Consider the following 18,559-nt stretch of genomic DNA (forward strand, 5'->3'; position numbering starts at 1 on the left):
GTTAACCTGTCGGGGCCTTGCCCGCCTGCCGCCTGAAGTCTCGTCACGTTTAACCCGGTTCCTGCTGCTTGGTCAGCTGATGATGCTGGCGAGCCTGTCCCACAGTCCGACCGATTGCAGATCGTTCCAGGTGAGGAATGCCATGAGCGACATCAGCAAAGCGAATCCCGACATGAACGCCCACTCCTGGACCTTCGGATTGAGCGGACGACGCCGGATTGCTTCCAGCGCGTAGAGGAACAGATGCCCTCCGTCCAGCATGGGGATTGGCAGCAGGTTGATGAACCCGAGGTTTATCGAGATGAGCGCGATGAAGCTGATGAGGGCGGGAAGCCCCAGAGTCGCGCTCTGTCCCGAGAACTGGGCGATCTTGATCGGCCCGCCCAGTTCGTCGACCGCACGCCGGCCGGACACGATCTGGGCCAGCGTGTCCCACATCATGCGCACCGTGTCCCAGGTTTCGATGACAGCCCATTTCACCGAACCGGCAAGCCCGTGATGCTCGACGACGCGCTGCCCGGAAGCAATTCCGAGCATGCCGCGGCGATATTCATTGCCGAAACGGTCGCGCTCTTCCACGATATCGGGAAGGATGGTTTTCGTGATGCTCTGCCCGTCGCGCTCGATGTCCACGCGCATCGGCTGGCCGGGGTTGATGGCGACAATGCGCATCACATCCTCGAAGCGGGCGACGCCCTGGCCATCGATGCTGACGAAGCGGTCGCCGGCCCTCAACCCGGCTTCGGCCGCAGGTGTTCCCGCAACCACCTGCCCGGCGACGGGCGGCGTGATCTGGTGGCCGTAGGTGAGGAAGAAGGCCGCGAAGATGAGAATGGCAAAGAGGAAATTGATGCCCGGCCCGGCGGCGACGACCAGCGCCTTCTGCCACAGGGGCCGGAACATGAAGAGATCGGCCCTGTCCGCCTCGCTCACCCGCGCCTTCAGGCTTTCATCGGGCTGGCTGGCCTCGTTCATGTCACCGGCGAACTTGGCATAGCCGCCCATGGGGATCCAGCCGAGCTTCCAGCGCGTGCCGTTGCGATCTGTCCAGCCGATGACTTCCTTGCCGAAACCGACGGCGAAAGCCTCCACCCGGATGCCGAACGCCCGCGCCATGGCGTAATGACCGAACTCGTGCACGAACACGAGAAGCCCGATGACAAAGATGAAGACGAAGGCGGTGTAAAGCACACCGGGGGCAGCAAGGGTTTCCATGGCTCGAGATTATCCCGCGCGGCGTTTGCCGGCAAACGCTCTTTCGCCACGTTTCGAGACAAATTGTTGCGCGACAGCACGGGCCTCGGCATCGATGGCGGACACATCGTCGAGCGTTTCCGGGCAACCGGGCGCAAGGGCCGCAAGGCTGTCCTCGACCACGGCGGCAATGTCGAGGAAGCCGATTGCGCCTCCCAGAAAGGCTGCGACCGCCACTTCATTCGCGGCGTTCAGAACACAAGGGCGGCATTGGCCGGCGGCAAGCGCTGCCTCTGCGAGCGCCAGCGCCGGGAAGCGGATGCGGTCCGGCTCCTCGAATTCCAGCCGGCCGATGGCGGCGAGGTTCAGCCGCTCGACCGGCGTTGCGATGCGCTCGGGCCAGGCCAGGGCATGGGCGATGGGCACGCGCATGTCGGCCGGGCCAAGCTGGGCCAGAACCGATCCATCCACATATTCCACCAGCCCGTGCACCAGGCTCTGCGGGTGGACCAGCACGGCGAGCTGATCCGGCCGCAGGCCGAACAGGTGCCAGGCCTCGATCAGTTCCAGCCCCTTGTTCATGAGCGTGGCCGAATCGACCGAGATCTTCGCGCCCATCGACCATGTCGGATGGCGGACGGCTTCCGCCGGCGTCACGGCGCGCATCTCGTCGAGGCTCAGGCTGCGGAACGGGCCGCCGGAAGCGGTCAGGGTGATGCGCTCGACCCGCTCCTTCGATTCGAGCACCTGGAAGATGGCGTTATGCTCGCTGTCCACCGGCAGAAGATCCGCACCTGTCCGCCGGGCGGCAGCAGTCATCAGGCTTCCGGCGCAGACCAGCGCCTCCTTGTTGGCAAGCGCCACGGTCGTGCCGGCTTCCAGTGCGGCCAGTGTCGGGGGCAGGCCTGCCGCCCCGACGATCGCCGCCATCACGAGGTCAGCCGGCGCCCGGGCGGCCTCCACCAGCGCCTCCGGCCCGGCCGAAACCGCAATGCCCGTGCCGGACAGCGCGTCCTTCAGCTCGGCATGAAAGGCGGCGTCGGCGATCACGGCCTGCCGCGCGCCACAGGCCTGCGCCACTTCGGCAAGCCGCCGCCAGTCCCGCCCTGCGGTAACAGCCTCGACCGCGAAACGGTCGGGGTTGCGGGCCACGAGATCAAGGGTGGAGGATCCGACCGAGCCGGTGGCCCCCAATATGGTGATGCGCTTCATCAGACGGCAACTCCGGCAAGGGCGGCCCACAGGGCAACGACACAGCTTACAGGCACAAGACCGTCAACACGATCCATGATGCCCCCGTGCGAACCCAGAAGCCTGCCCGAATCCTTCACGCCGGCCCTTCGTTTCAGCCAGCTTTCGAAAAAATCCCCCGCCTGCGCCACCACGGCAAGCGCCGCGCCGACCAGTGCGAGGAGGAGATGCCGGCCTTCCCACAGATAGGTGCCGGCATAAAGCCCCGAGAACAGGGCCGCGCCCAGCGCACCGCCGATCAGCCCGGCCCAGGTCTTGTTGGGGCTGATGGCAGGCCAGATTTTCGGGCCGCCGATGCTGCGGCCGCTGAAATAGGCAAGGCTGTCCGTCACCCAGACGAGGGCCATGGTCCACATCACCAGTGCAAAGCCGTCAGTCTGGCCGCGCATCCAGATCAGCGCGACCGCCGGAAGCCCGGCATAGGCAAGCCCTGTCGAGAGCCAGCGCTTGCCCGGCATGCGCACCATAGCGGAGAGGATGGCAAAGACGAGAATGGACGTGCCCAGCACCAGCAGGGCTTCGACCGGCCGCCCGACATGCGCGAGAACGGCCGTTGCCCCGATCGCGCCCAGGCCCGGAATGCGCCAATGGCCCGGCGTGTGGTGCATCACCGCCCATTCCCAGAAGATCAGGCAGACACCCAGAAGCACCAGTGCCGTGAAGGCTGGCCCGCCCACCCAGATATCGGCCATGGCGAGAACCGCCAGGAACAGGCCAATGACGATGCGGGAGACAAGACCGGAGCGCGCCGCAGGCGGCGGGGTGGCGGGATCAGAGCCCGCCATAGCGCCTTTCCCTCCTGGCGAAGGTCTCGACGGCCTCGCGCAGGACGGCCTCGTCGAAATCGGGCCAGAGGGTCGGGGTGAACCAGAGCTCGGCATAGGCCGCCTGCCACAGCAGGAAGTTGGAAAGCCTCTGCTCGCCCGAAGTCCGGATGATGAGATCGACCGGCGGCAGGGCTGCCGTATCGAGCGCGGCCTCGATCAGCTGCGGCGTGATGGCCGCAGGCGCGATTTCGCCTGCCGCGACGCGGGCAGCGAGCGACTGGACGGCGCGGGTCAGTTCGTCCTGCCCGCCATAGTTCAGCGCCACAACCAGCTGGAAGCGGCTGTTGTGCCGTGTCGCCTCCATGGCGTTTTCAAGCCGCTCGACGATATCGGGCTTGAGGGCGCGCCAGTCGCCAATCAGGCCAAGGCGCGCGCCATTGCGGTCAAGCTCTTCCAGTTCCGCGAGCAGATGGTGCCGCAGAAGGCTCATGAGGTCGGACACTTCCTCGGCCGGACGGCGCCAGTTTTCCGAGGAAAAGGCATAGAGGGTCAGGGTTTCCACGCCGAGCCGGGGTGCGGCACGCACGATGCGCCGCACCGCATCGACACCGGCCTTGTGCCCGGCAAGGCGCGGCATGTGGCGTGCCTTCGCCCAGCGCCCGTTCCCGTCCATGATGATGGCAACATGGCGCGGGCCGCCCGGAATCATCCCCGGAACGGCATCCGGGTCCGCAGCGGACGCAGATCCGTCATCAGCCCTTCGGGCCGGACGAACGGGCGGCAGCCACCTCACTTGCCGAGGATTTCCTTCTCCTTGGCGGCCGAGGCCGCATCGGCGTCGGCAATGCTCTTGTCGGTCAGCTTCTGGATGTCGCCTTCCAGCCGCTTCTGATCGTCCTGGCTGATCTTGCCCTTCTTTTCGGCCGTCTTCAGCATGTCGTTGCCGTCGCGCCGCACGTTGCGGATGGCGATGCGCGCCTTTTCGGCATATTGGGTGGCGAGCTTGGCCAGTTCCTTGCGCCGGTCTTCGGTCAGGTCAGGGATGGGAAGGCGCAGCGTCTGGCCTTCGGAAACCGGGTTGAGGCCAAGACCGGCGGACCGGATCGCCTTTTCCACCATCTGGACGTTCGACCGGTCCCAGACCTGCACCGAAAGCATGCGCGGCTCGGGCGCGGTCACGGTCGCGACCTGGTTGAGAGGCATGCTGGCGCCATAGACTTCGACCGTCACGGGATCGAGAAGCGAAGTGGAAGCGCGGCCCGTGCGCAGGCCCGAAAGGTCACCCTTCAGGGTTTCCACGGCGCCCTTCATGCGGCGCTCGAGATCGGCCAGCGTGGCCTTTGCGTCAAATTCAGCCATGATGATTTCGTTCCCTCAGTTCGCGCCGCCAACGATGGTCGCGCGCCCCTCTCCGGCCAGAACCCGGGCGAGATTGCCTGCTTCCCGGATATTGAAGACCACGATCGGGATGTCATTTTCCCGGCAGAGCGCGATCGCGGCGGCATCCATAACCTTCAGATTGTCGCCCAGAACCTTGCCATAGCTGATGCTGTCATAACGCACGGCATCGGCATGGGCCTTGGGGTCGCGATCATAGACGCCGTCGACCGACGTGCCCTTGAACAGGGCATCGCACTTCATCTCGGCTGCCCTGAGCGCGGCGCCGGAATCGGTGGTGAAATAGGGGCTTCCGGTGCCGGCGGCAAAGATCACGACCCGGCCCTTCTGCAGGTGCCGTTCGGCGCGGCGGCGGATGTAGGGCTCGCACACCGACGCCATGGGAATGGCGGATTGCACACGGGTTTCAACGCCAAGCTGTTCCAGCGCATCCTGCATGGCCAGCGCGTTCATCACCGTGGCCAGCATGCCCATGTAATCGGCCGTGGCGCGGTCCATGCCCTTGGCGGCGCCCGCCATGCCACGGAAGATGTTCCCGCCACCGATGACAAGGCAGAGTTCGTAGCCGGCATCCTTGGCGGCCTTAACTTCGCCCGCCACCCGCTGCACCATGCGCGGGTCGATGCCGAAATCCTGGTCCCCCATCGCGGCCTCGCCCGACAGCTTCAACAGGATTCGCTTGAAGGGCCGGGCAGACATGGAAAGCCTTTGACAGATGTGGAACCGTAAACGGCTTAGCGGCCCGCGCCCCCCGGCTCAAGCCTCCTGGCTCAAGCGGATGGCGCGGGCCGCATCAGCCCGTGAGGTCGTTCAGGCGACGCCCGCAGCGGCGGCAACTTCGGCTGCGAAATCGCTTTCGGCCTTTTCAATGCCTTCGCCCAGCTGGAAGCGCACGAAGCGGCTGACGCTGATGTCGGCGCCAAGCTTCTTGGCCTCGGCGGCGACGACGTCGGACACGCGGGTCTTGCCGTCCATGACGAAGACCTGGCTCATCAGCGCCTGTTCGCCGGCGAACTTCTTCACCGCGCCTTCGACCATGCGCTCGACAATGTCGGCCGGCTTGCCGGAAGCCGCGGCCTTTTCGGCGGCGATGGAGCGTTCACGCTCGAGAAGCGCCGCATCGATATCATCGGCGTTGAGGGCGAGCGGGTTCGCGGCGGCAACATGCATGGCAAGCTGCTTGCCGAGGGCGGCGAGCGCCTCCTTGTCGGCGGCGGTGCTGTCGAGCGCCACGAGAACGCCGATCTTGCCGCGATCAGGCGCAGCGGCGTTGTGGACATAGGATGCAACGACGCCCGTCGCCTCGACGATGGCAGCACGGCGCACGGCCTGCTGCTCACCGATGGTGGCGATGTTGTTCGTCAGCACTTCCTGGACGGTGCCGCCACCGGCGGGATAGGATGCGGCCAGCAGGGCGGCCACGTCTTCGCCGGTTTCGAGCGCGACCTTCGCGACTTCGCCGACGAAGTGCTGGAACTGGGTGTTCTTGGCGACGAAGTCGGTCTCGGAGTTGACTTCGACGACAGCGCCGCGATTGCCCTGGACGACAACGCCGACGAGGCCTTCGGCAGCCGTGCGGCTTGCCTTCTTGGCGGCAGCGGCGAGGCCCTTCGTGCGCAGCCAGTCGACGGCCTGCTCGAAGTCGCCGCCGGTTTCCACCAGCGCCTTCTTGCAATCCATCATGCCGGCGCCGGTGCGGTCGCGCAGGTCTTTCACGAGTGCGGCGGTAATCTCGGCCATGTCAGGCTCCTTGTTTCCTTGAGCAAAGCTCAATGTTTTCTTGAGCGAAGCTCGCTGTTTCCTTGAGCGCTCGCTTGAGCGTTGGCTTCATTGACCGGGAAGGCCGGAACGTCTGGCCCGAAGCCTTCCTGCAGTCAGGGGGGCCGCACGGCTTCGTGCAGCCCCTCCGCTACGGATTTATGACACGCAGGAAACCCGCGTGCGAGACATCAGGCCCCGAGGGCGACCTCGGCCTCGGGCTCGGCCTGGGCGCCGATATCAACGCCCATGGCGGCCATATGGCCCTGCTTGCCGGCGAGCACCGCATCAGCGACCGCATTGCAATAGACCTGGATGGCGCGGCTGGCGTCGTCATTGCCCGGAACCGGGAATGCGATGTTTGCCGGATCGCAGTTGGAATCGAGGATGGCGATCACCGGAATGCCGAGGACCGTCGCTTCCTTGATGGCCAGGTCTTCCTTGTTCACGTCGATCACGAACATGAGATCGGGCAGGCCGTTCATGTCGCGGATGCCGCCGAGCGAGGCTTCGAACTTGTCGCGCTCGCGGGTCATCTTCAGCACTTCCTTCTTGGTGAAGCCGTGCGTGTCGCCCGAAAGCTGCTCTTCAAGCGTCTTGTAGCGCTTGATGGAGGCGGAAATCGTCTTCCAGTTGGTGAGCATGCCGCCCAGCCAGCGATGGTTGACATAATGCTGGCCGCAGCGGCGGGCCGCCTCGGCCAGAGGCTCCTGCGCCTGGCGCTTGGTGCCGACGAAAAGCACCTTGCCGCCGGCAGCCGAAGTGGCGCGCACGAAGTCGAGGGCGCGCGTGAACAGCGGCACCGTCTGCGACAGGTCGAGGATGTGGATGCCGTTGCGCTCGCCGAAGATGTAGGGCTTCATCTTCGGGTTCCAGCGGTGGGTCTGGTGGCCGAAATGGGCGCCAGCTTCAAGCAGCGCCTGCATCGACACGTCTTGTGCCGTCATGATCTGTCTCCTAACCGGTTGATCCTCCGTGGGGGTAAGCCGGGCATGAGGCACGGCACCGGAAGGTTTCCCCCCACGTGTGGAATGGGCGGGCGGTTAGCGCCGCACGTGCCCGGAGTCAAGAACGACTGCCCCGCCCAGCGCCGTGCCGACACCGCGCGCGATGAGCGCCTGGCCGGCAAAATAGAGCCACCAGATGGCATGACCCACCCAGCTTGCACCGGAAAGGCTCTCCATCCGGGCGAAGATCAGGAGATCGGACAGCGTGAAGAGAAGCGCGCCGGCCGCCGCCAGCGGAAAGCGTGACAGAAGCGCCATTGCCGCCATCGCCGCTAGGAACAGCGTGTAGACGGCGACGGGCGCTGCCATGTCCACGCTCGCCAGATGGGCCGCGAGCAGCATGGCGCCGCCAGTGAACAGCCCGGCGAGCGCCACGTCCCGCGCGCCGAGGCCGGACCGACGGTGGCGGGCATAAAGGGTGATGGCGACGACGTGGCCGAGGGCGAAGATCATCGCCCCGGCGATGAAGGCAAGCTCCAGCACCATGTCGGCGATCGACCCAAGCAGCAGCACCAGCACGAGAAGCCGGTGATCGGTGCTTCGCCCGAGGCGCGAGGCCCAGATGGCGAGAAGGCCGACACCCGCCCCCTTCCAGGCAATCGCCGCCCAGTCCGGCAGGCCGAGGCCCCAGCCAAGCGGCAAGGAAAGACCCGCCACAAGGGCTGCGACGTAAAGCATTCAGGCCACCAGCCTGAGCGGCTGGGACAGGGCCGTGACCATGACCTCGGCAACGCCTTCGAGTTCGGCGATATCCGTCTCGGCGCCGGGCGGCAGGGCGAAATCCTGCCCCAGCCGCACGATGGCGCGGCCGCCACCGGCCAGCGGCACACCTGCTTCCACCACACAGCGCCCGCCGCGCGGCAACCAGGCCGCAAGCGAGGGAACCAGGCCGGGGGATGCCCCCGGCGCCAGTTCGATCGTCAGCAGCGCGCGCGCCGATTTCACCATCGCCTGAAGCGGCCTTGCTGACTGGATGGTCAGGCGCGGCGTCTCGTCTCCCTCGCGCCATTGCAGTTCCACGTCGAAAAGCAGCGGTTCGCCAGCGGCCAGGGCCGCTTCCACTTCGGCCTGCGCCTCGGGGTTGAAGACATTGGCGCCCCACTTGCCACTCTGGTCGGTCAGGTCAGCCATCAGGTAGCGGCGGTCAGGCCCCTTGCCCTGCGGGGTGCGCCAGCGCACGGCCTCGACCAGACCCGCCATGCGCTGGTTCAGCCGTGTTCCGGCCGGGGAGCGGCGGGCGAGCGCATCGGTCGCGGTGATCACCTGCATGGCCGCGAGCACGGCGGCATGATTCTCGACCGGATGGCCGGAGAACCAGAAGCCGAAGGCCTCCCGTTCCCTCGCCAGACGCTCGCCCGGCGGCCATGGGTCCACCTGCGGCAGCGGCACGGCCTCGACTGCGCTGTCACCGCCGAAAAGCCCGCCCTGCCCTGTCGACCGCGCATTGGCGGCCCGGGTCGCGGCCGCCATCAGATGCTCGGCTGCGGCATGCACGCGCGCTCGCGCCGGCCCGAAACAGTCGAATGCCCCGGCCGCGGCCAGCGCTTCCATCTGCCGCCGGTTGAGGGCGCGCGGGTCGATCCGGTTGACGAAATCGTCGAGCGAGCGGAACGGCCCGCCCCGCCGGCGTTCGGCCACGATGTCCTCCATCGCGCCTTCGCCCACGCCCTTCAGCGCCCCCAGGGCATAGCGCACCGCTATCCGCCCGTCGGGCAGGTCCTCCAGCGTGAAATCCGACCCCGAGGCGTTGATGCACGGCCCCAGAAGCGGAATGTCCAGGCGGCGCATGTCATCCACGAAGACGGCGAGCTTGTCCGTCAGGTGGATGTCATAAGCCATCGATGCTGCGCAGAAGGCGGCCGGGTGGTGGGTCTTCAGCCAGGCGGTCTGCCAGGCGACGAGGGCGTAGGCAGCGGCGTGGCTCTTGTTGAAGCCATAGCCGGCGAACTTGTCGACCAGGTCGAAGATGAACTCGGCGCGTTCGGGCTTCACGCCATTGGCCTCGGCGCCGCTCACGAAGCGGGCGCGCTGGGCGTCCATCTCCTCCTTCTTCTTCTTGCCCATCGCCCGGCGCAGAAGATCGGCTTCCCCGAGGGAATAGCCGGCCAGCACCTGGGCGATCTGCATCACCTGTTCCTGATAGATGATGACGCCATAGGTGGGCTTCAGGATCGGCTCCAGCATGGGGTGGAGGTAATCCGGCTCTTCCCGGCCCCATTTGCGTGCCGCAAAGCTCGGGATATTGTCCATCGGGCCGGGGCGGTACAGGGCGCCAAGGGCGATGATGTCCTCGAACAGGGTCGGCTTCACCAGCGCCAGCGCGCGGCGCATGCCCTCGGATTCGAACTGGAACACCCCCACCGTGTCGCCGCGCGTCATCAGGGAATAGACCCGCTGGTCATCGAGCGGCAGGTGATCGAGATCAACCACGACGCCGCGCTCCGCCAGCAGCGCCACCGCACGCGCGAGGACGGACAGGGTCTTCAGGCCAAGGAAGTCGAACTTCACCAGCCCTGCATCCTCGGCCCATTTCAGGTCGAACTGGGTGACAGGAAAGTCCGAGCGGGGATCGCGGTAGAGAGGCACCAGCTCCGACAGGGGGCGGTCGCCGATGACGACGCCAGCGGCATGGGTCGAGGAATGGCGCGGCCGGTTCTCGAGCTGGAGGCCGATGTCGATCAGCTTGCGAACCTTGGGGTCGGCCTCGATCTCGGCATTGAGTTCGGGCACCCCTTCGAGCGCGCGTTTCAGATCCCATGGGTCGGCCGGGTTGGCCGGGATCATCTTCGAGATCCGGTCCACCTGCCCATAGGGCAGCTGCATCACCCGGCCCACATCCTTCACCACGGCGCGCGCCTTCAGCGTTCCGAAGGTGATGATCTGGGCCACCTGCTCGCGGCCATATTTCTGCTGGACGTAGCGGATCACCTCTTCGCGACGGGTTTCGCAGAAATCGATGTCGAAGTCGGGCATCGACATGCGCTCGGGGTTCAGGAAGCGCTCGAACAGAAGGCCGAGCGCCAGCGGGTCGAGATCGGTGATCCTGAGCGCCCAGGCGACGGCCGATCCGGCGCCCGAACCGCGCCCCGGGCCGACAGGAATGCCCTGCCCCTTGGCCCAGTGGATGAAATCGGCAACGATCAGGAAGTAGCCGGCAAAGCCCATGCGCCCGATGATGTCGAGCTCGAAGTCGAGCCGCGCATGATAGGGTGCCGGGTCGGTTCCGGGCAGGTCGGCGAGGCGGGCGGCCAGCCCTTCCTCAGCCAGCGTCCGCAGCGTCGCCTTCTCGGCCTCGGGGTCGGCCACGAGCTTGGGCAGGACCGGGTCGCGCTTCTTCAGGGCAAAGGCCGTGCGGCGCGCCACATGGGCGGTCATCTCCAGCGCTTCGGGCAGGTCTGCAAATCGGGCGGCCATCTCCTCGGCGCTGGCAAGATAATGCTGCGGATTGGACCGCCGGCGATCGGCCGATTCGAGATACTGGCCTTCGGCGATGCACAGCATGACATCATGGGCGGCGTGGCCGCCCGGTTCCAGAAAGCGCGCCGGATTGGTGGCGACAAGCGGGGTGCCCAGCGCATGGGCGAGGTCGATCAGACCTTCCTCGCTCGCGGTTTCGACCGGGTCTGCGGTGCGGGAAATCTCGATGTAGAGCCTGTCTGCGAACAGGGCCTGCAGCCGGCGGGCAAGGCTGTCCGCCTCTTCGGCCTGACCCTCGGCCAGAAGCCGCGCCAGCGCGCCGTCCGGCCCGGCGGTAAGCGCGATCAGGCCTTCGGTGCGCCCGGCAAGGCGGTCAAGCGTGCCCGGATCCTTCAGATGCGCATCGGAAACGAGCGACAGGAGATTCTGCCAGCCCCCGGAATCGCGGGCGAACAGCACGAGATGATCGACAGGCGGCTTCGCGCCGGGCCTGAGCGAACCGGGCGGCATGTCCCTGACGACAGGCAGCAGGGTGCCGATGACAGGCTGCACGCCCGCATCCATGCAGGCGTTCGAAAAGGCCATGGCGGCAAAGAGGTTCCCGCGGTCCGTCAGGCCGATGGCAGGAAGGCCGCGCGCACGGCAGGCCTTCGCCAGCGCCTTCACCTCGATGGTCGAATCGAGCATCGAGAAGCAGGATTGCACGCGAAGCGGAATATAAGGGTGGTTGGCCGCCATTGCTTCACAGTGGGGCTTTCAGCCGCTGCCCTCAAGCCCGCACGCTCCGAAAGCTGTGGAGAAGCGGGCTCAGCCGGGCTAGCGGAGACCATGGCCCCAGCTTCCGAACGCCCACCTCAGGATCCTGCACCGGATCCTGCCCCGACCCGCCGCACGGCGCGCGCCGACATGCGCGCCGCACGCGCGCCGGGCCTGGCCGGCCGGCTGCGGGCGCGTATCGACAGGCTGCGGCGTCTGGCCGGCACGCCTGCCGCAGGCCTGCTGGGCAGGCTTGGCGGAATTGCCCTGTCGCTTCTTGTCCTGGGGCTGCTGTTGCGCGCCATCCAGGATGTGGGCTGGCGGTCGATGCTGGCGGTGCTGCCGGCAAGCCCGGCCTACTGGCTTTTCTTCGCCGGCGCCTATTTCCTTCAGCCGCTCAGCGAATATCGCGTCTTCCGGCGCTGGTGGGGCCTTGGCTGGCGCGACCTTTCGTTATTCCTGCGGATGCGGGTGCTGAACGAGGCCGTGTTGAGCTATTCAGGGCACAGCTACCTTGTCGCCTGGGCCACCTTGCGCTTCGGCATCCGGCTCGAAGAGGGCGCCCCGCTCGCGCTCGGACGGGGCGATGGCCCTGGCGCGAACCCGGCCGAAGCCCCCTTTGCCGCCATCAAGGACATGGTCATCACGTCGGGGCTTGCCGGAATCGCTGCAACCATGCTTGCCCTGCTTCTTGCCCTTGCCCTCGACGGGGGCACGATACTTGTGGAGGCGGCCGAACCGGCGATGCTGAAGGCGCTCGCCATCGGCTTCGGCGGGCTGCTGCTGCTCAATGCCGGGCTGCTGCTCTTCCGTGGCCGGGTGCTGAGCCTGAGGGTGGCCGACAATCTCTTTGCCCTGCGGTGGCACTTCCTCAGGGCGGTGGGCACACAGAGTCTCATAACGGCAAGCTGGATCGTCGCCCTTCCGGCGATCCCGCCCGAAGCCTGGGCGCTACTGGCTGCGCTGCGCATGGTGATCGGCCGCCTGCCCGTGCCCAACAAGGAACTGCTCTTCGCCGCGATTGCCATCGCCCTGACCGGTGCGGCAGCGGGAGAGGTCTCGGCGCTGATGGCCTCGCAAGGGGTGCTGCACCTGATGTTCCACGCCCTCTCCTGGGCCCTGGCATGGGGGATCGATGCGCGCGCAAAGGCCATGCCGCCAACCGGCTGAGACCGCCTGAAGTCCCGCCTGAGACCCGCCAAAACCGGCTCAGGCCGGGCGCAACCTGCCTTCGTGCAGCTCGACGACACGGTCGGTCTGTGCCGCCAGCGCCCGGTTGTGGGTGGCGATAAGCGCGGCCGACCCTTGCGAGCGGACAAGCGCGAGAAAGGCCGCCAGGACCTTTGCGGCTGTTCCTTCATCGAGATTGCCCGTCGGCTCGTCAGCCAGCACCAGCACGGGCCGGTTGGCAAGCGCGCGGGCCACGGCCACGCGCTGTTGCTCCCCGCCCGAAAGCTGCGAAGGCCGGTGCTCCAGCCGCGCCCCCAGCCCCAGAGCTTCGAGCAGTTCGCGCGCCCGGGCATGGGCTTCGGCACGGTCCGCGCCCTTGACCAGCTGGGGCAGCACCACATTCTCTTCCGCCGTGAAATCGGGAAGGAGATGGTGGAACTGATAGACGAAGCCGAGCTTGTCACGCCTGAGCGCGGTGCGCGAATCGTCGGAAAGCGCCTGTGCCGCAACGCCGTCGATCGCAATGGCGCCCCCGAAGCCGCCTTCGAGCAACCCTGCCGCCTGCAGAAGCGTCGACTTGCCTGAGCCGGATGGCCCAAGGAGCGCCACGATCTCACCGCGCGCAAGGCTGAGCTCGACGCCGCGCAGCACCGCGATGGTGACACCCCCCTGGGTGAAGCTGCGGGTCAGCCCCGAAAGACGAAGCGCCGGCTCACTCATAGCGAAGCACCGTCACAGGGTCGGTCGAGGCAGCCTTCCACGCCGGATAGAGGGTGGCAAGGAAGGACAGCACAAGCGCAAGGATGACGATGGCCACGATTTCCGCCGGGTCGGTCCGCGCGGGAAGCTCGGCAAGATAGCGGATCGAGGGATCCCACAGGTCCGTGCCCGTCAGCGCCGATACGGAACTGACGATCTGCTGGCGGAAGTGCAGCACGGTGAAGCCGAGAATCAGGCCAAGCAGAACACCAAGCCCGCCGATGGTGGTGCCCACCATCACGAACACCCGCATCAGCGCCGCCCGGCTTGCCCCCATGGTGCGCAGGATGGCGATGTCGCGCGTCTTGGCGCGCACCAGCATGATGAGGGAGGAGAGGATGTTGAACACGGCGACGAGGATGATGATGGAAAGAACCCAGAACATCACCACCTGCTCCACCACCAGCGCCTCGAACAGCGCCGAATTGAGCTGCCGCCAGTCGGTGATGAGGGCGGACAGGCCGATCTTCGCCGCCAGCGGCTTCAGGATTTCCCCCACACGGTCGGGGTTGGATGTCGTGATCTCGATCATGCCGACATCGCTGCCGAGCCGCAGCAGGGTCTGCGCCTCGCCCAGCGGCAGCAGCACGAAGGCCTTGTCATAATCATAGACGCCCACTTCGAACACCGCGCCCACTTCATAGGAAACGATGCGCGGCACCGTGCCGAAGGGCGTGACATTGCCGTCCGGCGAGATGAGGGCGATGCGGTCGCCGACACGCACGCCAAGATTTTCCGCCAGCCGCGCGCCGATGGCGGCCACCGCCTCCCCCTCGCTCAGGCGATCGAGGGAACCGGAAACCACATTGCCGGCGATGACCGGCGTCTCGCGGATGTCCTCTACCCGCATGCCGCGCACCAGCACGCCCTCGACGCGGCTTGCGGCCGTCGCCATCAGCGGCTGCTCGACAAGGGGAATCGCCGCTGTCACGCCCGGAGTCCGGCGCGCTTCCTCGACGATGCTTTCCCAGTCGGGCAGGCGGCCGCCATAGCCCTGCGCCACGGCATGGCCGTTCAGGCCCTGGATGCGGTCGAACAGTTCGGCGCGGAAGCCGTTCATCACGCTCATCACCGCGATGAGGGCGGCAACCCCCAGCGCCACTGCGACAAGCGAAATGCCGGCCACCAGAAAGATGAAGCGCTCGCCATGGCCGGGCACGAGATAGCGCCCCGCCACCATGCGCTCATAGGCGGTGATCACCCGAGGATCCGCGCCAGCGCCGATTCCGGCGAAAGCTCATGCTTCTCGCCCGTCGCGCGGCGCTTCAGCTCGACCGTGCCGGCCGCCAGCCCCTTGGGGCCAAGCGTCAGCTGCCAGGGCAGGCCGATGAGATCCATGGTCGCGAACTTCTCGCCCGGGCGCGCGTCGCGGTCGTCGTGCAGCACGCTGCGGCCAGCGGCTTCCAGCTTTTCCTGCATGCCGGCGGCAGCGGCCGCGCAGCCCGCATCATCGGGCCTCAGATTGATGAGGCCGACATCGAAGGGGGCGACGCTGTCGGGCCAGATGATACCCTGCTGGTCGTGCCCGGCCTCGATGATGGCGCCCATCAGGCGGGATACGCCGATGCCGTAGCTGCCCATCAGCGGGGTGAGCTGGCTGCCGTCCTTCGCCTGCACCTGAAGCCCCATGGTCTCGGAATATTTGGTGCCGAAGAAGAAGATGTGGCCCACCTCGATGCCGCGCCGGCTGGCCAGCCGGTCTGCGGGGACGGGGCAATCCGTCACCTTCGCATGCTCTTCCGCCTCCATGGCATAGAGGCCGCGCAGGCGAGCAGGTGCGTCCGGGTCCGCGAGGTCGACATCGTCGAGGGCTGCGTCATAATAGACCTCGCTCTCTCCGGTGTCGGCAAGGATGTGGAACTCGTGGCTCAGGTCGCCGCCGATGGGGCCCGTGGGCGCGCGCACCGGCACCGCCCGCAGCCCGAGCGCCGCGAATGTTCTGAGATAGGCGGTGAACTGCGCATCATAGCTGGCGCGGCCGCCTTCCTCGTCCAGGTCGAAGCTGTAGGCATCCTTCATCAGGAACTCGCGGCCGCGCATCACGCCGAAGCGGGGGCGCACCTCGTCACGGAATTTCCACTGGATGTGATAAAGGGTGCGCGGCAGGTCACGGTAGCTTTTCACGCAGTCGCGGAAAAGCGCCGTGATCATTTCCTCGTTGGTGGGGCCATAAAGCATTTCCCGGTCGTGCCGGTCGCGGAAGCGCAGCATTTCCGGGCCATAGGCATCATAGCGGCCCGACTGGCGCCACAGGTCTGCCGGCTGGATCGTCGGCATCAGCAGCTCGATGGCGCCGGCGCGGTCCTGCTCACGCCGGACGATGCGGGCGATGTTCTCAAGGACACGCAGGCCCAGCGGCAGCCAGGCATAGATGCCGGCAGCTGTCTGGCGGATCAGCCCGGCGCGCAGCATCAGCTGGTGCGAGACGATCTGCGCGTCGGCTGGCGTTTCCTTCATCACGGGCAGAAGGTAGCGGCTGAGCAGCATGAAAAGGATCCTCGGATGGCGTGTGCGGACGCCGGTTGCGACGTGCGGCGCTTAGCCGATGCTGTGGCACTGCCGCAACAGCCGCCAAGGGAATCATGGCAAGGCCTTGCAGTTTGATGACAGCCCGCCACCTGCCCCCTACTGTGCTCCTACCAAGGTTGGGCAACCGGCCAGGGTTCAGGGAAAGGCCAGGCGGCGGCATGCCCGCACGCCACAAGAGCCACAAACGGGAAATGATCTGCGGGCCTGTGCCAGTCCGCCCGCACCACAGGAAAGAGCCGCCGGGTCGCCCCGGCGGCTTTTTTGTGCCTCCATGCCCGGGCGGGGGCAGAGGGATCAGGGCAGAAGGCTCACATCGACCTGGATCATGTAGCCGCCCTCTTCCGCTGCCGAGACGGCAATCTGGCCGCTTTCCACGCCCTGCCCCTGGAACAGCAGGCGGCCATCAAAAAGCATGGAGTCATTGACATCATAGCCGCCCGCCACGAGGGCTTCCTTCCAGCGGGGGAATTCGGCGGCGGGATCGTCCGGCACGACGATCTGGAGAAGGTGGGTGTTCGCCCCGATCTTCATGTCCTGCAACACGCTGTGCGGCTCTGGCAGGGCAATGGCTGCCGGCATCCACGCGCGGTTCGCGGCCGGCGGATCGGCAATGGCCGAGGACGCATCGACAGCCGGGGCGTCATCGCCTGCCCCGGGCGTGCTTCCGCCCTGCCCGCATGCCGCCAGCATCACGAGCGCTGTGCCGGCCAGCAGGCCGGTCAGACGGGTTTTCAACATGCCACTCTCCCTTATGGCGCGAACATCGCGCGGCTGAAAAGGCTATCCCGTGATTGTGGCGGCGCATTGCGGGCCTGTCACGAAACTATTTTTCAGTCTTCGTGCCGGAACCGGGACAGCGACCCGGCAAGGCAAAGGGCAGGCGTTACCGGCTCTCCTAGACCAGCCGGCTTTGCCGAAGTGCGGCCGCGATGAAGCTCCGGAACAGCGGATGCGGCGCGAAGGGCTTGGACTTCAGCTCCGGGTGGAACTGGGTGCCGACAAACCAGGGGTGGTCCGGCCGCTCGACGATTTCGGGAAGCTCGCCATCTGGCGACAGGCCGGTGAAGACGAGGCCGCCGGCTTCCAGCTGCGCGCGATAGGCGATGTTCACTTCATAGCGGTGGCGGTGGCGCTCACTGATTTCGGTGGCGCCATAGGCCGCGGCCGAAAGGCTGTTGCCGGCAAGTTTCGCCGGATAGGCGCCCAGCCGCATGGTGCCGCCCTTGTCGGACGTCTCGTCACGCATGTGGCGCTTGCCGCCGGCTTCCCATTCGGTCAGCAGGCCGACAATCGGGTGCGGCGTCGGGCCGAATTCGGTGGTGGAGGCGCCTTCGAGGCCGGCCGTGTTGCGGGCCGATTCGACGCAGGCCATCTGCATGCCGAGGCAGATGCCGAAGAAAGGCACCCGATGCTCGCGGGCAAACTTCACCGCCGCGATCTTGCCCTCGCTGCCGCGTTCCCCGAAACCGCCGGGCACGAGAATGCCGTGGCAGGGCTCGAGCATGGCGGCGACATCGCCGCGTTCGAAATCCTCGGCGTCGATCCAGCGCAGCTTCACATCGACGCGGTTGGCGATTCCGCCATGCACCAGCGCTTCGGTCAGCGATTTATAGGCATCCTTCAGGCCCGTATATTTGCCGACGACCCCGATATGGACGGTTCCCTCAGGCGTGCGCAGCCGCTCGACAATGTCTTCCCAGCGCGAAAGATCGGGCGCGGGGGCATCGGTGATGCCAAACGCGCGCAGCACTTCGGAATCGAGCCCGGCGGCATGATATTGCAGCGGCACGGCATAGATGGAATCGGCATCGAGCGCCGGAACCACGGCTTCCTTGCGGACATTGCAGAACAGCGCGATCTTCGCCCGGTCGCTTTCGGGAAGTTCATGTTCCGACCGGCAGACGAGGATCTGCGGCTGGATGCCGATGCCGCGCAGCTGGGCGACGGAATGCTGGGTCGGCTTTGTCTTCAGCTCGCCGGCGGCAGCGATGAAGGGCACCAGCGTGGTGTGGATGAACAGCGCGCCTTCCGGCCCCAGTTCATTGCCCATCTGGCGGATCGCCTCCAGGAAGGGCAGGCCCTCGATGTCCCCCACGGTGCCGCCGATCTCGCAGAGCACGAAGTCGAGATCGTCCGTCTCGGCGCGGGCAAAGGCCTTGATGGCATCGGTCACATGCGGGATCACCTGCACGGTCCCGCCCAGATAGTCGCCGCGCCGCTCCTTCGTGAGGATATCGAAATAGATGCGGCCCGAGGTGATGTTGTCGGACTGGCGCGAGGCGACCCCGGTGAAACGCTCATAGTGGCCGAGGTCGAGGTCGGTCTCGGCGCCATCGTCCGTCACATAGACTTCGCCATGCTGGGTCGGGCTCATGGTGCCCGGATCGACGTTCAGATAGGGATCGAACTTGCGGATGCGCACGCGATAGCCGCGGGCCTGCAGCAGCGCACCGAGCGCCGCGGCCATGAGCCCCTTGCCAAGCGAAGACACCACGCCGCCGGTGATGAAGATGAACCGCGCCATGGGAGAAAACACCTATCCTCTGGCGCGCC

General features: G+C 66.5%; 16 protein-coding genes. 1 reads left to right on the plus strand and 15 read right to left on the minus strand.

The window, feature by feature from the left end; genetic code table 11:
• Positions 1-72: 72 nt before the first annotated feature.
• The 10 genes from rseP to dnaE all read right to left on the minus strand — a co-directional run bounded on the left by rseP (position 73) and on the right by dnaE (position 11,530).
• Positions 73-1,215, minus strand: a complete 1,143-nt coding sequence (gene rseP, locus ACUJ46_RS09530) for an RIP metalloprotease RseP (RefSeq protein WP_445390250.1) — start codon at positions 1,213-1,215, stop codon at positions 73-75.
• A gap of 9 nt (positions 1,216-1,224) precedes the next feature.
• Positions 1,225-2,406, minus strand: coding sequence for a 1-deoxy-D-xylulose-5-phosphate reductoisomerase (gene dxr, locus ACUJ46_RS09535; protein WP_445390251.1), 1,182 nt, complete (start codon positions 2,404-2,406; stop codon positions 1,225-1,227).
• Complete coding sequence (locus tag ACUJ46_RS09540) at positions 2,406-3,230, minus strand: phosphatidate cytidylyltransferase (protein ID WP_445390252.1); 825 nt, start codon at positions 3,228-3,230, stop codon at positions 2,406-2,408. The genes dxr and ACUJ46_RS09540 overlap by 1 nt, the downstream gene beginning before the upstream one ends.
• Positions 3,217-3,921, minus strand: coding sequence for an isoprenyl transferase (locus ACUJ46_RS09545; RefSeq protein ID WP_445390253.1), 705 nt, complete (start codon positions 3,919-3,921; stop codon positions 3,217-3,219). The genes ACUJ46_RS09540 and ACUJ46_RS09545 overlap by 14 nt, the downstream gene beginning before the upstream one ends.
• Positions 3,922-4,001: 80 nt before the next feature.
• The gene (frr, locus tag ACUJ46_RS09550; protein ID WP_445390254.1) at positions 4,002-4,571 is read right to left on the minus strand and encodes a ribosome recycling factor; all 570 of its coding nucleotides are present in this window, start codon (positions 4,569-4,571) and stop codon (positions 4,002-4,004) included.
• Positions 4,572-4,586: 15 nt separating this feature from the next.
• Positions 4,587-5,309, minus strand: a complete 723-nt coding sequence (pyrH, locus tag ACUJ46_RS09555) for a UMP kinase (RefSeq protein ID WP_445390255.1) — start codon at positions 5,307-5,309, stop codon at positions 4,587-4,589.
• 111 nt (positions 5,310-5,420) lie between these two features.
• The gene (tsf, locus tag ACUJ46_RS09560; RefSeq protein WP_445390256.1) at positions 5,421-6,350 is read right to left on the minus strand and encodes a translation elongation factor Ts; all 930 of its coding nucleotides are present in this window, start codon (positions 6,348-6,350) and stop codon (positions 5,421-5,423) included.
• 209 nt (positions 6,351-6,559) lie between these two features.
• On the minus strand, positions 6,560-7,315 hold the full coding sequence (gene rpsB / locus ACUJ46_RS09565; RefSeq protein ID WP_445390257.1) for a 30S ribosomal protein S2: 756 nt from the start codon (positions 7,313-7,315) through the stop codon (positions 6,560-6,562).
• A gap of 96 nt (positions 7,316-7,411) precedes the next feature.
• Positions 7,412-8,053: a lysoplasmalogenase family protein gene (locus ACUJ46_RS09570; protein WP_445390258.1), complete on the minus strand. Its 642-nt coding sequence runs from the start codon at positions 8,051-8,053 to the stop codon at positions 7,412-7,414.
• Positions 8,054-11,530, minus strand: a complete 3,477-nt coding sequence (gene dnaE, locus ACUJ46_RS09575) for a DNA polymerase III subunit alpha (RefSeq protein ID WP_445390259.1) — start codon at positions 11,528-11,530, stop codon at positions 8,054-8,056.
• Between the two features lie 90 nt (positions 11,531-11,620).
• Between dnaE and ACUJ46_RS09580 the strand changes: the two genes are divergently transcribed.
• Positions 11,621-12,718 carry a hypothetical protein gene (locus ACUJ46_RS09580; protein WP_445390260.1) on the plus strand — a complete coding sequence of 366 codons (1,098 nt, stop codon included), beginning with the start codon at positions 11,621-11,623 and terminating at the stop codon, positions 12,716-12,718.
• A gap of 39 nt (positions 12,719-12,757) precedes the next feature.
• Here ACUJ46_RS09580 and ACUJ46_RS09585 read toward each other — a convergent pair whose 3' ends face one another.
• The 5 genes from ACUJ46_RS09585 to ACUJ46_RS09605 all read right to left on the minus strand — a co-directional run bounded on the left by ACUJ46_RS09585 (position 12,758) and on the right by ACUJ46_RS09605 (position 18,530).
• Positions 12,758-13,438, minus strand: coding sequence for an ABC transporter ATP-binding protein (locus ACUJ46_RS09585; RefSeq protein WP_445390261.1), 681 nt, complete (start codon positions 13,436-13,438; stop codon positions 12,758-12,760).
• The gene (locus ACUJ46_RS09590) at positions 13,431-14,657 is read right to left on the minus strand and encodes a lipoprotein-releasing ABC transporter permease subunit (protein ID WP_445390552.1); all 1,227 of its coding nucleotides are present in this window, start codon (positions 14,655-14,657) and stop codon (positions 13,431-13,433) included. Before ACUJ46_RS09590 ends, ACUJ46_RS09585 begins: the two co-directional genes overlap by 8 nt.
• A 17-nt stretch (positions 14,658-14,674) precedes the next feature.
• On the minus strand, positions 14,675-15,964 hold the full coding sequence (proS, locus tag ACUJ46_RS09595) for a proline--tRNA ligase (protein ID WP_445390262.1): 1,290 nt from the start codon (positions 15,962-15,964) through the stop codon (positions 14,675-14,677).
• Positions 15,965-16,300: 336 nt separating this feature from the next.
• Complete coding sequence (locus ACUJ46_RS09600) at positions 16,301-16,744, minus strand: hypothetical protein (RefSeq protein ID WP_445390263.1); 444 nt, start codon at positions 16,742-16,744, stop codon at positions 16,301-16,303.
• Between the two features lie 157 nt (positions 16,745-16,901).
• Complete coding sequence (locus ACUJ46_RS09605) at positions 16,902-18,530, minus strand: CTP synthase (RefSeq protein ID WP_445390264.1); 1,629 nt, start codon at positions 18,528-18,530, stop codon at positions 16,902-16,904.
• Positions 18,531-18,559 lie beyond the last annotated feature (29 nt).

This window comes from Sandaracinobacteroides sp. A072 (assembly GCF_052616365.1).